We start from the raw sequence: 12,985 nt of genomic DNA, 5'->3' as shown, positions 1-12,985 counted from the left end.
CCTTGATCGGGAAACAATACGGACCCGTAACAATTTTGACGACACTTGATACAACGGCCCAAATGGCGGGAGAGGCGGTGTTAAAGCATCATCTGTCATCAGAGGGCAAGGCACTGCATGTGGACCAAGGAGCCTTGGTGGCGCTGGCACCGGATGGGGCCGTGATGGCCATGATGGGCGGGCGCTCTTATGGAAGCAGCAATATAACCGGGCGACTCAGGCACGCCGCCAACCCGGTTCCGCATTCAAGCCCTTTGTCTATCTGGCGGGGCTGGAGGCGGGCCTGTCACCGGAGACGGTGCTTGTGGATGGTCCGGTGACAATAGATGGCTGGACCCCGCAGAATTTTTCCCAAGGATATGCGGGGCCGGTAAGCCTGCGTCAGGCCTTTTCCCGCTCGCTCAACACGGTGGCCGTTCGGGTATCGCAGCAGACAGGCCCTGCCGCCGTCGCCGCATTAGCCAAACGATTGGGCATCGAAAGCCCGATGATGCCGGTGCCCAGCATCGCCCTTGGCGCGTCGGGCACATCGCTTCTGGAACTGACCGCAGGCTATGCGGCGCTGGCCTCGGGCGGAGAAAAAGTGCGTCCCTATGCCATCATTGAAATCCAGAACCGGCAAGGCAGGTGCTGTATCGGTATCAGCCAAAAGCCCGCCCACGGGTGGCCCGCCCCGATCATGTGGCTGCTCTGGTATCGATGATGGTGGATACCATCACCCAAGGCACCGGACGAGCGGCACAAATCGATCGTCCGGCGGCAGGGAAAACCGGCACCAGTCAGGATTATCGGGATGCGCTCTTCGTGGGATTCACCAGCGATCTGGTGGCGGGCATATGGGTTGGCAATGACAATGACAGCCCCACCAACAAAGTAACGGGCGGGGCTTTGCCCGCACGGATCTGGCACGATTTTATGATTGATGCCCATGTGGGACGGCCCGTGCGACCATTGCCGGCCCTCAGCCTGCCCACAGAAAACCGCCGCTAGTCTGCAGCACTTTCACCACCGGGCGGCGGACCGACCCGCATCAAGCCATCGCCATGACGACGCAACCATTGTCGTGCGGCGGATCTGTTGGCGCATAGGCGATCCACCTCAGCCCAAAAGCGCGGGCTGTGATTCATCTCGACCCGGTGGGCCACTTCATGGGCGGCCACATAATCCAGAATGTCATCGGGAGCGAGAATCAACCGCCAGCTGAAATTCAGATTTCCGGTTGTGGTGCAACTGCCCCAACGGCTTTTGGTATCGCGCACGCTGATCCGCCCGATCGACACCCCAAGCTTTGCGCATGATATGTCGCCCGCTCCACAAGGCGGGTGCGGGCGCATCTGCGCAGCCAACGCAACATTCTTCGCTCCACATGATCCATCGGCCCGCCCAACCGCACCTCGCCCTCACAGGCAAGAGGCTCTCTGGAAAAGCCGGCCTCATGGCGGATAATATGGGGTATGCCACGAAAGGGAAAGGCGGCATCGGGAACCAGACGGATGCCTTCGGGCAGAGCCGCCACCCGATCCGCGATCCAGTCTTTGTGCGTCTCTAGAAACGACTGGATCTGTCCCATGGAAATGCCCGTTGGAACGGTGAGCACCGGCACAGCGTTATGTTTGTCGATTCGTAAAGTCAGGCGTTTGGCGCGGGGGTTCTGGCGGATCTCCACCGATGGGACCGTGGCCACATTCCGGGGGATTCTATCTGCCATCGCGATCCCCCCTGATTTTTGATCCGCCTATGAACCCACGTCCTGTCTGCCAGCCAGAAATCAATCCAGTTCCGGCAGATCCATATCCAGAATGGCCATATTGAAGGCATAAGACACTTCACCTTCTTCATCATCTTTATAGATGACGCCGATGAATTCTTCTTCCAACAAAACTTCCACCGAATCCGTATTTTTGCTGCGACGTTTCAGGTTGATACGGTTGTTGTCAAAAGTCTCACGCAGATATTTTTGAACGCGGGCGATTTCAGTCGGGGTCACGGGGGCCCTCCTCCACTAAACTGGGGCTATTGATTGGTTCATCGGTGTAGCGGACAGGGGCGGCTTGGTCCAGACCATAGGCCGCTCTTGACACAAAAGAACCGCAGACCCTTTTTGCCTCATTATCGTCTTAATTTTAGATAAAATGCGCGCCTGACGAACCGCTCGATGCTTGGAAAGAGCAAAGAGCGTATGAAAAAAGCGCGCCAAAGCGCGTTGGCGGACAAGGAAGCCGCCATCAAAGCCAGCCATTGTGACGCAGGATGTACGGGCGCACAGGGCGAAACGGGCAAAGCGGAATAACCGCCCCCACAGAATAAACACAGGTCGCATCGTCAGGCATTTTAACTGTCTTTCAAAGGGAAAGTCATGAGCCGCTTTCATCTGCTTGCCGGACTGGTCGTTTTGCTTCTGCCTGCAATCTTGCCAGCACCCGGTTCGCACAGCGCAGTAACGCCGCCCCACCTGCCGGTAATGGCAATGGAGGGACCGGTCGAGCCAACCCCGCAAAAAGCCCCCGCAAGCTTGCTGGAGGCCATCGCGCTGGTGGAAAGCCGCCTTCCCCCCAAACTTGAAGGGGAAGCGCGGTGTCTGGCGCAAGCAGTGTATTTTGAAGCCCGGTCCGAGCCGGTGAAAGGGCAGCTTGCCGTGGCGCAGGTGGTGCTCAACCGGGTAGAAAGCCCGCTTTGGCCCAATTCCATTTGTGCTGTGGTGTTCCAGAATGAACACCGCCCCAACCGATGCCAGTTTTCCTTTGCCTGTGATGGCCTGTCGGATAATCCGCACAATCAGGCCGCATGGCAGGAATCACGATTGGTCGCCGCCGTGGCTCTGGAACGGATGTGGCGCGATATGTCGGATCAGGCCACCCATTATCATGCGGATTATGTCGCCCCTTATTGGAAAGACATATGCGCAAGACCGCGCAATATGGCCGCCATGTATTCTACCAGGATCAACGGCAAGCCAGTTTGATGATCCATGCGGCAACCGGAGGCAACTGACCGGATCAAACGGTCGGCCTTGCCTTTCAAAGCCGGAAAGATTTTATTAAAGAGCGATGGATTATCCTGCCGGACGGATCGTTTCCAAGCGCAGGTGCGCCCACCCTCTTTCCCTGTAACAGCCGGATGAATATGCGAAAGTCATCAGGTGCCGCTTTCTCCAAAGCTCCCGCAGCAGAGCTCTTGCTGGAATATGCACGCCGGCTAAACCGGCATCGCAAGGACCGCCATGCCTTGCGCGTGCCCCTGTCTGCATTAGAGCCAGCGTCACGCAGCCCTGCGGTTCTACGGTCTGTGGAACAACCCTTGCGGGCAATCTTGAACAACCATGAAGCAAGTTGTTTCGGCTGAAACGCGGCGATATTATCTGCATTGCCCGCGCTCCCAAAAGCCTGTTCGATGAAGCCGTGTTGAAAATCGCATTTCTGCTGCGCGACGATCCGATCTTGAAGCAAGCCATTGATGACGGCACCGAAGATCGCCTGCTGCGCGATTTTTATGTACTGTCCTCGGCAAGCGATTATGACCGCTTCCTTGAAATGGCACAGGCGGCACAGCGCGCCGATAATGCCCCGCAGCCCACACAAAACCGGCATTTTTCCAGCTTTGCGCTCGCCCCGCCGCTTGGCGATGATTCAAAAACAGCCGTCCCAAATTCACGGATGCTCACCCCCTTGCCCGAAGGGGGCATCATCACGCCACAGAAAAAACCGGCCCCGCCGCTGAAATCCTTGGACGCATCGGCCTTTTCGCAGCTTGAGCGGGCCCTTCGGGTGACGGATGTGGGGCGCTTTGTGCAGCACAGTCCGGTGCGGATGCCGCGAAAAAACGGGATGGGGCCTGTTTTGATGCGCCTTTATCGCGTGGACCGCGCCCAATTGGCAAAAGCGCTTGTGCCCGACCATGATCTTGTCAGCGCATCATGGTTTTCCTCCAGATTATCCGATCTATTGGCCCGGCGCTTATTTGCCTGCGATCTGAATCTGGAAGGGCGCGATCTGCAAGCGGTGATCCTGAGCGCCAGCATCGGCAGTCTGAAGGCTGGCGGCGTGGCGCATATTCTCAACACCGTCCCGGCTTTACGGCGGTTTAGAGCCTGCCGATTGGTTTTTGCCATTGATGCAGCCGATGCCTTCGCCGACCCCTTCCAATATTTACAGGTCCATCGCGCTTTGCACGACCATAATCTGGGCTGTGCCCTGACGGGCTATGATCCTTTGATCTATGCCATGCGCGATCCGCAGCTTTTCCCAAGCGATTTTGACAGCATCGATTGGCGGCTGTTGCGCCTGTGGGAAGAAAGCTATCCGGAAAAAATGGATGCCATCGCCCATGCCATCAATGCCAGCGACCCGGCACAATTGATTCTGGACCATTGCGATGGGCCCGATGCCCTTAATCTGGGAACCGGGCTTGGTTTTCGTTTGTTCTGCGGTCCGGCGCTGACATCTTAGCGGCGGATCAACGCGGAGCCCGTTTGGCCAGAATGCGCTGCAAGGTGCGTCGATGCATATTCAACCGACGCGCCGTTTCCGACACATTGCGCCCGCATAATTCATAGACCCTTTGAATATGCTCCCACCGAACCCGATCGGCAGACATGGGATTCTCGGGCGGTGGTGGCGGCGCTGAATCCTCATGCGCCAAAAGAGCATTGGCCACCGCTTCGGCATCGGCGGGTTTGGCCAGATAATCCACAACACCGGTTTTTACAGCCGACACAGCACTGGCGATATTGCCATAACCGGTCAGGATCACCACCCGCATATCGGGACGTACATCGCGCAATTGCGGCACCAGATCCAGCCCGTTGCCATCTTCAAGGCGCATATCCACAACCGCATAGCCCGGCTTATGCAGATGAGCCAATCGGAGCGCGTCTTCAATCCCTTCGGCCAGCTGCACCTGAAAGCCATAACCTTCCATGGCCCGGCCCAGGCGCGCGCGAAAAGGCGGATCATCATCCACCACCAAAAGTTTTCTCTCAGCGATTGCAGACTCGTCACCCATATTGGTCAATCCTTTTTCTTGTCGGGTATCGTAGCTCTTATAACCCAAATCAGGTTGTAGCTCCCAATGGATCGCGCCGCCAGACAATCCGCACAGATGCACCACCCTGAGGGGCATTGATGAACTGAACACGCGCCCCGGTGCGCTCTAGCAGAGTTTTGGCGATAAACACCCCCAGACCAAGGCCCGTATCGCCGGTGGCATTGACATGGGCATCATCTTCATCCCCTTCGCCACGCTGGCGGGTGGTCACATAAGGCTCCCCCAGTTTTTTCTGCACCGTGGGATCAAAACCGGGGCCATCATCGGCGATCACCACCTGAATCCGCTCTGCGGACCAACCGATGCTCACATCCACCCGCGTGCGGGCAAATCCCACCGCATTTTCGATGAAATTGGTCAGCGCATGCAACACTTCGGCCCGCCGGGTAATCACCGGTTGCTTGGTATCGCTGTTTTCCAAAGGATGGGCACGCACATGGATCACCACATCGGTCAGAAACTCGAATGGCCGCGCCGCTTCATTGGCCAATGCCTCGATGGTTTGAATGGCAAAAGGGTGCGGCGCATCGCCCAGATCGGAATGGGACAGGCGTTCCAGAATTTGCCGACAACGCGAAACCTGATCATTGATCAAAGCCACATCATCATAACGGGCATCTTGTTTTGGCGTTTCGCGCAATAATTCACGGGCGGCCAAGGTAATGGTGCCCAAAGGCGTTCCCAGTTCATGGGCGGCGGCGGCGGCCAGGGTGCCCAGTTCCGCCAGCTTGTGCTCCCGTTCCAGCGCCGCTTCGGTGGCGGCCAAAGCCTTTGAGCGTCGCCGGGCATCGGCAGAAACCGTTGCCGCATAAATGGCCAGAAACACCATCGACACCACAAGGCCGATCCATGAACCAATCAAATAGGTGGTGGGGATCTGAAGGGGCACGGCTCCCCATGGCAAAGGAAGGTGCCAGCGGGCCAGAATCAGGCAAGAAACCAAGGCCAATGCCAGCAAAATCCACGTGCTTTTACGCGACAGCACCGTGGCGGAAATGGTCACCGGCACCACAAGAAGAAAAGCAAAAGGATTGGTCCAGCCACCGGTCAGCGATAAAAGCAGCGCCAATTGCACCAAATCAAAGCCCAGATGAACGGTGGCTTCATAGTCGGTAAGCTGTTTTGCCCGTGGATAGCGAATGCTGAGATAAAGATTGAGCGCCGCCGAGGCGGAAATTGCCATGATCGCCCAATGCGCCTCGAAACGAAAACCCAAGACCCAATGAACGATAGCCAGCGTTAAAAGCTGCCCAGCAATGGCCATCCAGCGGATGGTGATCAACGACCCCAGCCGCACATAGCTGCCATATCCCGCCGATTGATCGGTGGCGGTTTCTTGCGAATTTGGCACAGGTGCAGAGAGGCGCATCATGGGGCTGTCTCTATGGTGGCGCGTCCGGGAGACCTCCAGAGGGCGCCACCCTACCCCCGGCCTTTATATATTAGCTTGCGTCCATCAACAGGCGTTCCAGATCGCGCAACCGCATGGAGCGAGCCACATCCAGCGCCGTTTGCCCTTGATAATCGGGCATATCCACATTGGCCCCGGCATCCAATAACGCCTTGACAGCCCGCGCCTGACGGGATCGCACCGCAATCATCAAAGCCGTTTGCCCCGAATCATTCCCCGCATCCAGATCCGCATTGCGGGCCAACAGCATATTCAGGCCCGCCACATCACCCCGACGGGCAAATTCCATCAAAGGTGTCATCTTGCTGGTGCGGTCTGCCGCATTTGGATTGGCCCCGGATTCCAACAAATATTCGACAATTTGTTTATCGGCATTGCGGGCTGCGATCACCAGAACCGGCACATCATCAATCGTTCGCACATTGGGGCAACGGCATTTCAGCATTTGCGTGCGCATTTCGGCATAATCTTGCTCTTCCACGGCCTTGATCAGCTCATAGGCTGCGGAAAACTGTGCAGATGCCGGGCTGATTGCTAAAAATACGCCCGGAAAGGCGGCCATCAGCATCCATCCAAGGGCAACAAGACGGGCGGCAGAATTTAAAAACACACGCATCTCTCTTCTTTCTTATTGGCAAAGCCAAAATGGTGTCAGTTCGCCTCATCGACAAGACCAATGATGGCCCTTATATCATGAGCCAAGTCCATATGCTCCCAAAGTGGAGCGTGAAAGACATTCCATCAAGAGCCATTGATTGAGGTAGAACAATATGACGCTCCCCCGTATCCTTAGCGCAGCCTTGCTGGTTTGTCTCAGCGCTCTCGGACTTTTGTACTGGGCGTCACCGGACAGGCAGGCCCCGGCACCATCGGATCCCGTGCCCATCGGCGGGCCTTTCAGCCTTGTCTCCCATGAGGGAAAAACCGTAACGGATCAGGATTTCCGGGGCCGCTATATGCTGATCTATTTCGGCTATACATTTTGTCCCGATGTCTGCCCGACCGAACTTGCGAAAATGACTCGCGCCTTGGAGCAACTTGAAAAAGAAGGCGTTTCCCTAAAGGCGGTGCAGCCTTTGTTCATCACCGTGGATCCCGAACGGGATGATGTGGACCAGATGGCGCGCTATGTGTCCTTGTTCCATCTCAGCCTGATGGGGTTGACCGGCTCGCCTGAACAGATCAAAACCGCCACCGATGCTTATCGGGTTTATGCCCAGAAAAGCGGAGATGTTTCGGGCGATGCCTATCTGGTGGATCATGCCTCGATGATTTTGCTGATGGACCCCGATGGGCAGTTTGTGGATTTCTTTTCGTCGCGGGAAACACCCGATGATATGGTGGCGGTGATGCGCCCCTTATTGAAAGCTGCCAAATGAACGACAGCACCGACCGTCAGACCGATGCGCCATTCTGGAAGACCGTGGCATTGAAAGATATGACCCACGCCCAATGGGAATCCTTATGCGATGGCTGCGGAAAATGCTGCCTGCACAAGCTGGAAGATGCCGATAGCGGCCATATTTATTATACCAATGTGGCCTGCCGCTTGCTGGATCACGACAGCATGCGCTGCAGCCGCTATGCCACACGCACCCGCTGGGTGCCCGATTGCACGGTGCTGAAGCCCCATCAGATCGCGGATTTCAAGTGGCTGCCCAAAAGCTGCGGCTATCGGCTTGTCCATGAAGGGAAGGATCTCCCCAATTGGCATCCACTGATTTCAGGCCGCCCGGAAAGCGTGCATGAAGCCCATCAATCCATGCGCCACCGCTGGCTTTTGGACGAGCGCGAGGCAGGGGCGCTGGAAGATCATATTATAAACGAGGATTTCTGAGCGGTGACCGAATCGGGCAGGTCACATCACCATGATGCCATGCTATATTGGCATTCTCATCAAGCGGAGGCGATCATGTCCGAACGCATCGAAACCTATGGCGAATTCTTCCTGTATTATCTGCGGGAACATGCCCGGCCCACCACGCGCGCGCTTCATTATCTGGCGGCCTTTTCCGCCTTGGGTGTTTTAATGTACGGCCTGATCTTCGGGCCATTGTGGATTGCGTTGCTGATGCCCGTTGCGGGCTATGGTCCGGCATGGATTGCGCATTTTTTCATCGAAAAAAACCGCCCCGCCACCTTTACCTATCCCGGCTGGTCACTGATTTCCGATTATGTGATGACCGCCTTGTGGCTAACCGGCAAACTGGGCCGCTGGCTGGACAAGGCCGGGGTTCCGCACAAGGGTCGCATGGCCGCTCAACGGTGATCGGCCCCCACCGCTTCCCCAATATGGGTAAAGCCGTCACGTTGCATAAAAGCAATCAGATCGCGCTTGATCTGTTTTATCAGGGCGGGCCCTTGATAGATAAGCGCCGTATAAAGCTGCACGAGGCTGGCACCCGCGCGGATTTTTGCATAGGCATCGGCACCAGACGCAACGCCGCCCACCCCGATCAACACCAGCTTGCCGCCCGTTAGCCTGTAGAAATCGGCCAGAATCTCTGTGGACAAAGCCATGAGCGGTGCCCCGGACAAGCCCCCGGCCTGGCCTTTCTGGTCTGAAAGCAGGCTGGTCGGACGGCTTAATGTGGTGTTGGAAACAATCAATCCCTCAATGCCCGCCGCCAAGGCCACTTCGGCAATATCATGGCGATCGCCTTCAGTCAGATCGGGCGCGACCTTGAGAAAAATGGGTACCTGCCTTTGCTGTTGGGCACGCCTTTCAACCAAACGGTCCAGCAGGTTCTGCAAGGCGGCCCGGCTTTGCAAGGCCCGCAAACCCGGCGTATTGGGGGACGAGATATTGATGGCGAAATAATCCGCCAAGGGCGAGAAACGCGCGATGCCCGTCAAATAATCCGCCACCCGGTCAGAAGAGGTTTTATTTGCCCCAAGATTGACCCCGATCGGCCCAACGCCGCGAGCTTTTGCAGCGGCCAATCGCGTGAAGGCACAGTCATGGCCGGCATTGTTGAATCCCAGCCTATTGATCACCGCCCGGTCTTTTTCCAACCGAAACAAACGTGGCTGTGGGTTGCCGCTTTGGGGCTGCGGCGTAACGGTACCGATTTCCGCAAAGCCAAAGCCAAGGGCGCGGATGGCACCGGGAACCCGTGCATCCTTGTCAAAGCCTGCCGCCACCCCCAAAGGATTCGAAAAAGAAAGCCCCAATGCGTTGGATCGAATGGCCAAAGAGGCCGCGTCCGGCTTGGGTTTTTTGGTATTGCGCAAGGCCAAAACGCGCACTGTCACAGCATGTGCCGCTTCAGGATCAAGCCGGAACAAAGCCTTACGGAAAAATGGCCAGATATAACCGCTCACGCCAAATGCTCTGGTAGTGTTGGAAGACTATGGCGACCCTTTTCATCCAGATCCAGAACGCTGTGGGCACTCACCGCATGAAGGGGCAAGGGCGCATAAAGATGAGGGAATTTCTGCCCGCCGCGCGCGGCTTCCCAGCGCAAGGCATCCCCGTCAAGGGATGCCACATCAACGCTTAACAGCACAAGGTCGGGCACGGCTTTATAATGGCGGTCCAGCGTTTCAGCCACCTGCTCCCGGGTAGAGAAGTGAATATACCCATCGGCAAGATCAATCTCCGATCCTTTGAAATGCCCGCTTTCCTTGAAGGCCTGCCATTGGGCGGTGCTCATGATCTTGTAAATTGGTGCGCGCATGCCAAGGTCCATTACCGTGCCGGGTTGCCTGACGGTTGATCTACCCTGTTGCGGCAAAAGACGCAATTACAGCGCCATGGCATAAGCAAGATTTTATGCCAAATCTCACGCACCCCTTATCGGCAGGAGCGCGCGAGATGAATGGCTTGGATTTTCTCACTCGTTGATCTGGTCATCGGCGGGTTGCGGAGACACAGGATAAGAGACGGCCATTTCGGTGGCATCGCTGAAATGCCCGCTTCCCGTTGCAGCATAAAGCTCCTGATCCGTGCCATAATTCGGGCTATAGGGGCCGAATGGTAACCCCTGACCCGGGGGAACCATTGCCATCGCATTTGCCATATGGGCCGCCGGCGTATAATCGGATTTCGCATTATCGACACCTGCGGTAATAGCCGCGGCGATCATATCTGCAAAGATATTCCCCGAACTCCCCCCCTTTTGTTGTATAAACTGCTGCTGATCTTGCCACAGCAAAGCCCCTGTCCGAGCGTCTTTCAACGTATAGAGAAATTCCACCACAATGGAGGAGGATAAGAGAGCATATTGCGATTTCCAGTCGAGGATCTCTACATAAAGGATCGCATCCGCCCCGAACAGCGACCCAAGAATCGGCGTTTCCGTGCTATGCACCAAATGGGCATCGGCAAGGCCATCCTCTTCCATCATGCTTCTCACCATATTGGTGGGAAACACATAATAACCGCGTTCAGCAAGCGGAATCGCCAGCGTTGTAAGAAACAGATCCGCGGCTTCCGCTTCTTGGGAATGGTTGATCACAGGGACGATCACCACAGACCGGGGATTGGCCTCTCGGAAAAGCGAATAATCTTTTGGTTGCATCGAAGAGGCACAGGCCGACAAAAGAATAGCGATCAGCGCCAGAAAAATTGTGTTTTTAAACATATCGGCGGCCCCCTTTATTGCCCGGTCGCATTAGTCTGCGCTGTATCATCCGTTGATGGATTCTCGTCCAATGACGCGATAGCGCCCCCCAGCCGGTCAATGACCTTGGTCATCAAATAAGCAGATTCCGGCCAGCGATCCCGTTCCTTGGCAAAATAGGCAAGGGCTTGGTCCGTTTTGCCCATTTGCAAAAGCACATAGCCATATTCGGCATACATACCGGGCGGAACCCGATCATTTTGCTCCGCCAGTTCAATATTTGCATAAAGCTGTTCGGAAAAAGCCTGATTTTCCTGCGGGTTCTTATAATAGGCCAGCAATTCCCCTTGATAGCCGTTCCAATCATAAAGACCGCTATTCTCCTTTGAGGCACAAGCACCCAAGCCAAGCGCCATCACAACGGCAATCGCAGTTGTTCCTCTTTTCATTTCCAAGCCCCCCTTTTTTGGCAATCCTATTCGAATGCCAAGCCCTTATTGGCCGATTTGAATGTTTCTCGTTGTTCCATCCTGAATGAAGATGTCACGATCAAACAAAATCTGTGTTCCGGTGCGCACAACCAGTTTGTGAGACCCGGCTCCCACTTCAAAACGTGTCGTTTTGCCCGACGTTTGGCCAAGAATGGCGCCATCCCACAAAACACTGGAGCCTTCCGGTGCGCCGATCACCTGAACAATTGCCGGCTCATCGCTCCGCACATTGGCGTGTTTGGGCATGCTGCCGCAGGCTGCTAACAGCAGGCTGGCGGCCAGTGCCACGAAAAATTTTGTCATCGATAGTCCCCTATATCTTTGGCTCATTGACCCGTGGTCACGAACAAATCGGAAAAGCCATCTTCCGCGACAGTGCCAGACAACAGCTGGGTGACAGCCCCTTCATTGACTTCGCTTTCACCAAATAATTGGACCACTTTCACCGTCCCCACCTTTTCGGCAGGAAGCGTGATATCGAAGCCGGTTTGGGCACTTTCGATGGTTTCGCCTTTGCGCATGACCTGAAGGATATCGCCCACTTTCAAGCCTTGGCTTTTGCCACCGGAAATGAAGAGCGTTTCGCCGCGCACCTGCAAAATATCGGTCTTCCAGGGCCGAGCGGAGATCGTATTGACAAGTTCTTCGATCATGTCCTCAACGGCAACGGACAGCGCTTTATCGGTCAGGGTGCCATCGAATTTCGAAGTGCTCCCCATGCCAAGAATGGTATGCGTTTCAGTGGTTGCCTCGCCGGACCCCGTGGCAGAATGAAAGACCAATCCCGTGCTGACATCCACCAAGCGCACGGCCACTTTGGAATGCGCTCTTTGGGTTTTTCTTTTATTGAAAAAGCCGCGTTTGCCATCCACCGTGCTGCCAAATTCAACCACCGATCCCAGGATCAAGGTATCAACGCCAATAATACGTTCTTTCTTTTCAGCCTCGGCAGGTGCGGAACGGGATTGTTCGCGTTGAATTTCAACAAGGTCAGAGCGTTCAAAAACCAGAAATTTATCCGACTGCGTGAGATATGCAGCCAAAATATCCGCAGCTTGCTTGCCAAGGGGGTCAAGATCTTGATCACGCAACAAGCTTTTTCCGTAACGGGTTTCATTGGTGAACCGGCCAATGGCGATTTTTTGCTTGAGCTGCGGCGATGCCACCGTTTCTTGCGCATGAACGGATGGCACAACAGAATTTGGGAATGCCAAAACGCATGCAAAGGCAAATGCCACGCATGCAACCAATTTATTCAACCTCACGACAGTTTTCCCCCTTTGGCGGACTTATGAAGACAATCTGGATAAAATTTTAGTGATTTACAAGAAATTTTCTATTTCAACTCCAAACTAAAAATGAAGGTTGTAAAATCCTACGCTTTGGCCCTTGTGGGGAAGCGATAAACGCCCCTTCCGTATTTTACGTCAAAGTTTTATCGCTGCACTTTTGCGCAAGATCCGGGGCAGATCGCA

The 12,985-nt window shown here is 55.4% G+C and carries 17 protein-coding genes and 1 pseudogene; 7 read left to right on the top strand and 11 right to left on the bottom strand.

Annotated features, from left to right (window positions below):
• Positions 1–97: 97 nt before the first annotated feature.
• Complete coding sequence (locus JCM17844_RS16165; protein WP_235899007.1) at positions 98–703, top strand: penicillin-binding transpeptidase domain-containing protein; 606 nt, start codon at positions 98–100, stop codon at positions 701–703.
• Complete coding sequence (locus JCM17844_RS15355) at positions 664–990, top strand: hypothetical protein (RefSeq protein WP_210431936.1); 327 nt, start codon at positions 664–666, stop codon at positions 988–990. The genes JCM17844_RS16165 and JCM17844_RS15355 overlap by 40 nt, the downstream gene beginning before the upstream one ends.
• On the opposite strand, the pseudogene JCM17844_RS12320 reads toward JCM17844_RS15355, so the two are convergent.
• Both JCM17844_RS12320 and JCM17844_RS12315 read right to left on the bottom strand, forming a co-directional pair.
• Positions 987–1,708: pseudogene (locus JCM17844_RS12320) on the bottom strand (M48 family metallopeptidase). The gene JCM17844_RS15355 and the pseudogene JCM17844_RS12320 sit on opposite strands and share 4 nt — an antisense overlap.
• 60 nt (positions 1,709–1,768) lie before the next feature.
• Positions 1,769–1,987, bottom strand: coding sequence for a DUF3126 family protein (locus tag JCM17844_RS12315; RefSeq protein ID WP_150001226.1), 219 nt, complete (start codon positions 1,985–1,987; stop codon positions 1,769–1,771).
• A gap of 369 nt (positions 1,988–2,356) precedes the next feature.
• Between JCM17844_RS12315 and JCM17844_RS12310 the strand changes: the two genes are divergently transcribed.
• Together JCM17844_RS12310 and JCM17844_RS12305 are read left to right on the top strand one after the other, a co-directional pair.
• Complete coding sequence (locus JCM17844_RS12310) at positions 2,357–2,962, top strand: cell wall hydrolase (protein WP_150001225.1); 606 nt, start codon at positions 2,357–2,359, stop codon at positions 2,960–2,962.
• Positions 2,963–3,329: 367 nt separating this feature from the next.
• Complete coding sequence (locus tag JCM17844_RS12305; protein ID WP_150001224.1) at positions 3,330–4,445, top strand: hypothetical protein; 1,116 nt, start codon at positions 3,330–3,332, stop codon at positions 4,443–4,445.
• Between the two features lie 7 nt (positions 4,446–4,452).
• Here the strand turns inward: JCM17844_RS12305 and JCM17844_RS12300 are convergent, their stop codons facing one another.
• The 3 genes from JCM17844_RS12300 to JCM17844_RS12290 form a co-directional block, all read right to left on the bottom strand.
• A complete protein-coding gene (locus tag JCM17844_RS12300; RefSeq protein ID WP_150001223.1) occupies positions 4,453–5,001 on the bottom strand; it encodes an ActR/PrrA/RegA family redox response regulator transcription factor in 549 nt (182 codons plus the stop codon).
• Between the two features lie 49 nt (positions 5,002–5,050).
• Positions 5,051–6,415 (bottom strand): ActS/PrrB/RegB family redox-sensitive histidine kinase, encoded by a 1,365-nt coding sequence (locus tag JCM17844_RS12295; RefSeq protein WP_150001222.1) that lies wholly within the window; start codon positions 6,413–6,415, stop codon positions 5,051–5,053.
• Between the two features lie 70 nt (positions 6,416–6,485).
• A complete protein-coding gene (locus tag JCM17844_RS12290) occupies positions 6,486–7,070 on the bottom strand; it encodes an ankyrin repeat domain-containing protein (protein WP_150001221.1) in 585 nt (194 codons plus the stop codon).
• A gap of 154 nt (positions 7,071–7,224) precedes the next feature.
• Here JCM17844_RS12290 and JCM17844_RS12285 point away from each other — a divergent pair, with 154 nt between their 5' ends.
• From JCM17844_RS12285 to JCM17844_RS12275, 3 genes are all read left to right on the top strand, one after another.
• Positions 7,225–7,833, top strand: coding sequence for an SCO family protein (locus JCM17844_RS12285; protein WP_150001220.1), 609 nt, complete (start codon positions 7,225–7,227; stop codon positions 7,831–7,833).
• Positions 7,830–8,291, top strand: coding sequence for a YcgN family cysteine cluster protein (locus JCM17844_RS12280; protein WP_150001219.1), 462 nt, complete (start codon positions 7,830–7,832; stop codon positions 8,289–8,291). The genes JCM17844_RS12285 and JCM17844_RS12280 overlap by 4 nt, the downstream gene beginning before the upstream one ends.
• 75 nt (positions 8,292–8,366) lie before the next feature.
• Positions 8,367–8,723, top strand: coding sequence for an Mpo1-like protein (locus JCM17844_RS12275; RefSeq protein ID WP_150001218.1), 357 nt, complete (start codon positions 8,367–8,369; stop codon positions 8,721–8,723).
• Here the strand turns inward: JCM17844_RS12275 and JCM17844_RS12270 are convergent.
• The 6 genes from JCM17844_RS12270 to JCM17844_RS12245 all read right to left on the bottom strand — a co-directional run bounded on the left by JCM17844_RS12270 (position 8,714) and on the right by JCM17844_RS12245 (position 12,775).
• Positions 8,714–9,778 (bottom strand): quinone-dependent dihydroorotate dehydrogenase, encoded by a 1,065-nt coding sequence (locus JCM17844_RS12270; RefSeq protein ID WP_210431934.1) that lies wholly within the window; start codon positions 9,776–9,778, stop codon positions 8,714–8,716. The two genes, JCM17844_RS12275 and JCM17844_RS12270, sit on opposite strands and share 10 nt — an antisense overlap.
• The gene (locus JCM17844_RS12265) at positions 9,775–10,134 is read right to left on the bottom strand and encodes a DUF952 domain-containing protein (protein WP_150001217.1); all 360 of its coding nucleotides are present in this window, start codon (positions 10,132–10,134) and stop codon (positions 9,775–9,777) included. The genes JCM17844_RS12270 and JCM17844_RS12265 overlap by 4 nt, the downstream gene beginning before the upstream one ends.
• Positions 10,135–10,290: 156 nt before the next feature.
• A complete protein-coding gene (locus JCM17844_RS12260) occupies positions 10,291–11,040 on the bottom strand; it encodes a GNA1162 family protein (protein ID WP_150001216.1) in 750 nt (249 codons plus the stop codon).
• A 14-nt stretch (positions 11,041–11,054) separates the two neighbouring features.
• Positions 11,055–11,468 carry a DUF4810 domain-containing protein gene (locus tag JCM17844_RS12255; protein ID WP_150001215.1) on the bottom strand — a complete coding sequence of 138 codons (414 nt, stop codon included), beginning with the start codon at positions 11,466–11,468 and terminating at the stop codon, positions 11,055–11,057.
• A 45-nt stretch (positions 11,469–11,513) separates the two neighbouring features.
• Positions 11,514–11,813, bottom strand: coding sequence for a hypothetical protein (locus tag JCM17844_RS12250; protein ID WP_150001214.1), 300 nt, complete (start codon positions 11,811–11,813; stop codon positions 11,514–11,516).
• A gap of 23 nt (positions 11,814–11,836) precedes the next feature.
• Positions 11,837–12,775, bottom strand: coding sequence for a CsgG/HfaB family protein (locus JCM17844_RS12245; RefSeq protein WP_150001213.1), 939 nt, complete (start codon positions 12,773–12,775; stop codon positions 11,837–11,839).
• Positions 12,776–12,985: the final 210 nt, after the last annotated feature.

The organism is Iodidimonas gelatinilytica (assembly GCF_008579125.1).
Taxonomy (GTDB): domain Bacteria; phylum Pseudomonadota; class Alphaproteobacteria; order Sphingomonadales; family Rhodothalassiaceae; genus Iodidimonas; species Iodidimonas muriae.
This window is presented reverse-complemented; position numbering and strand designations above follow the sequence as displayed.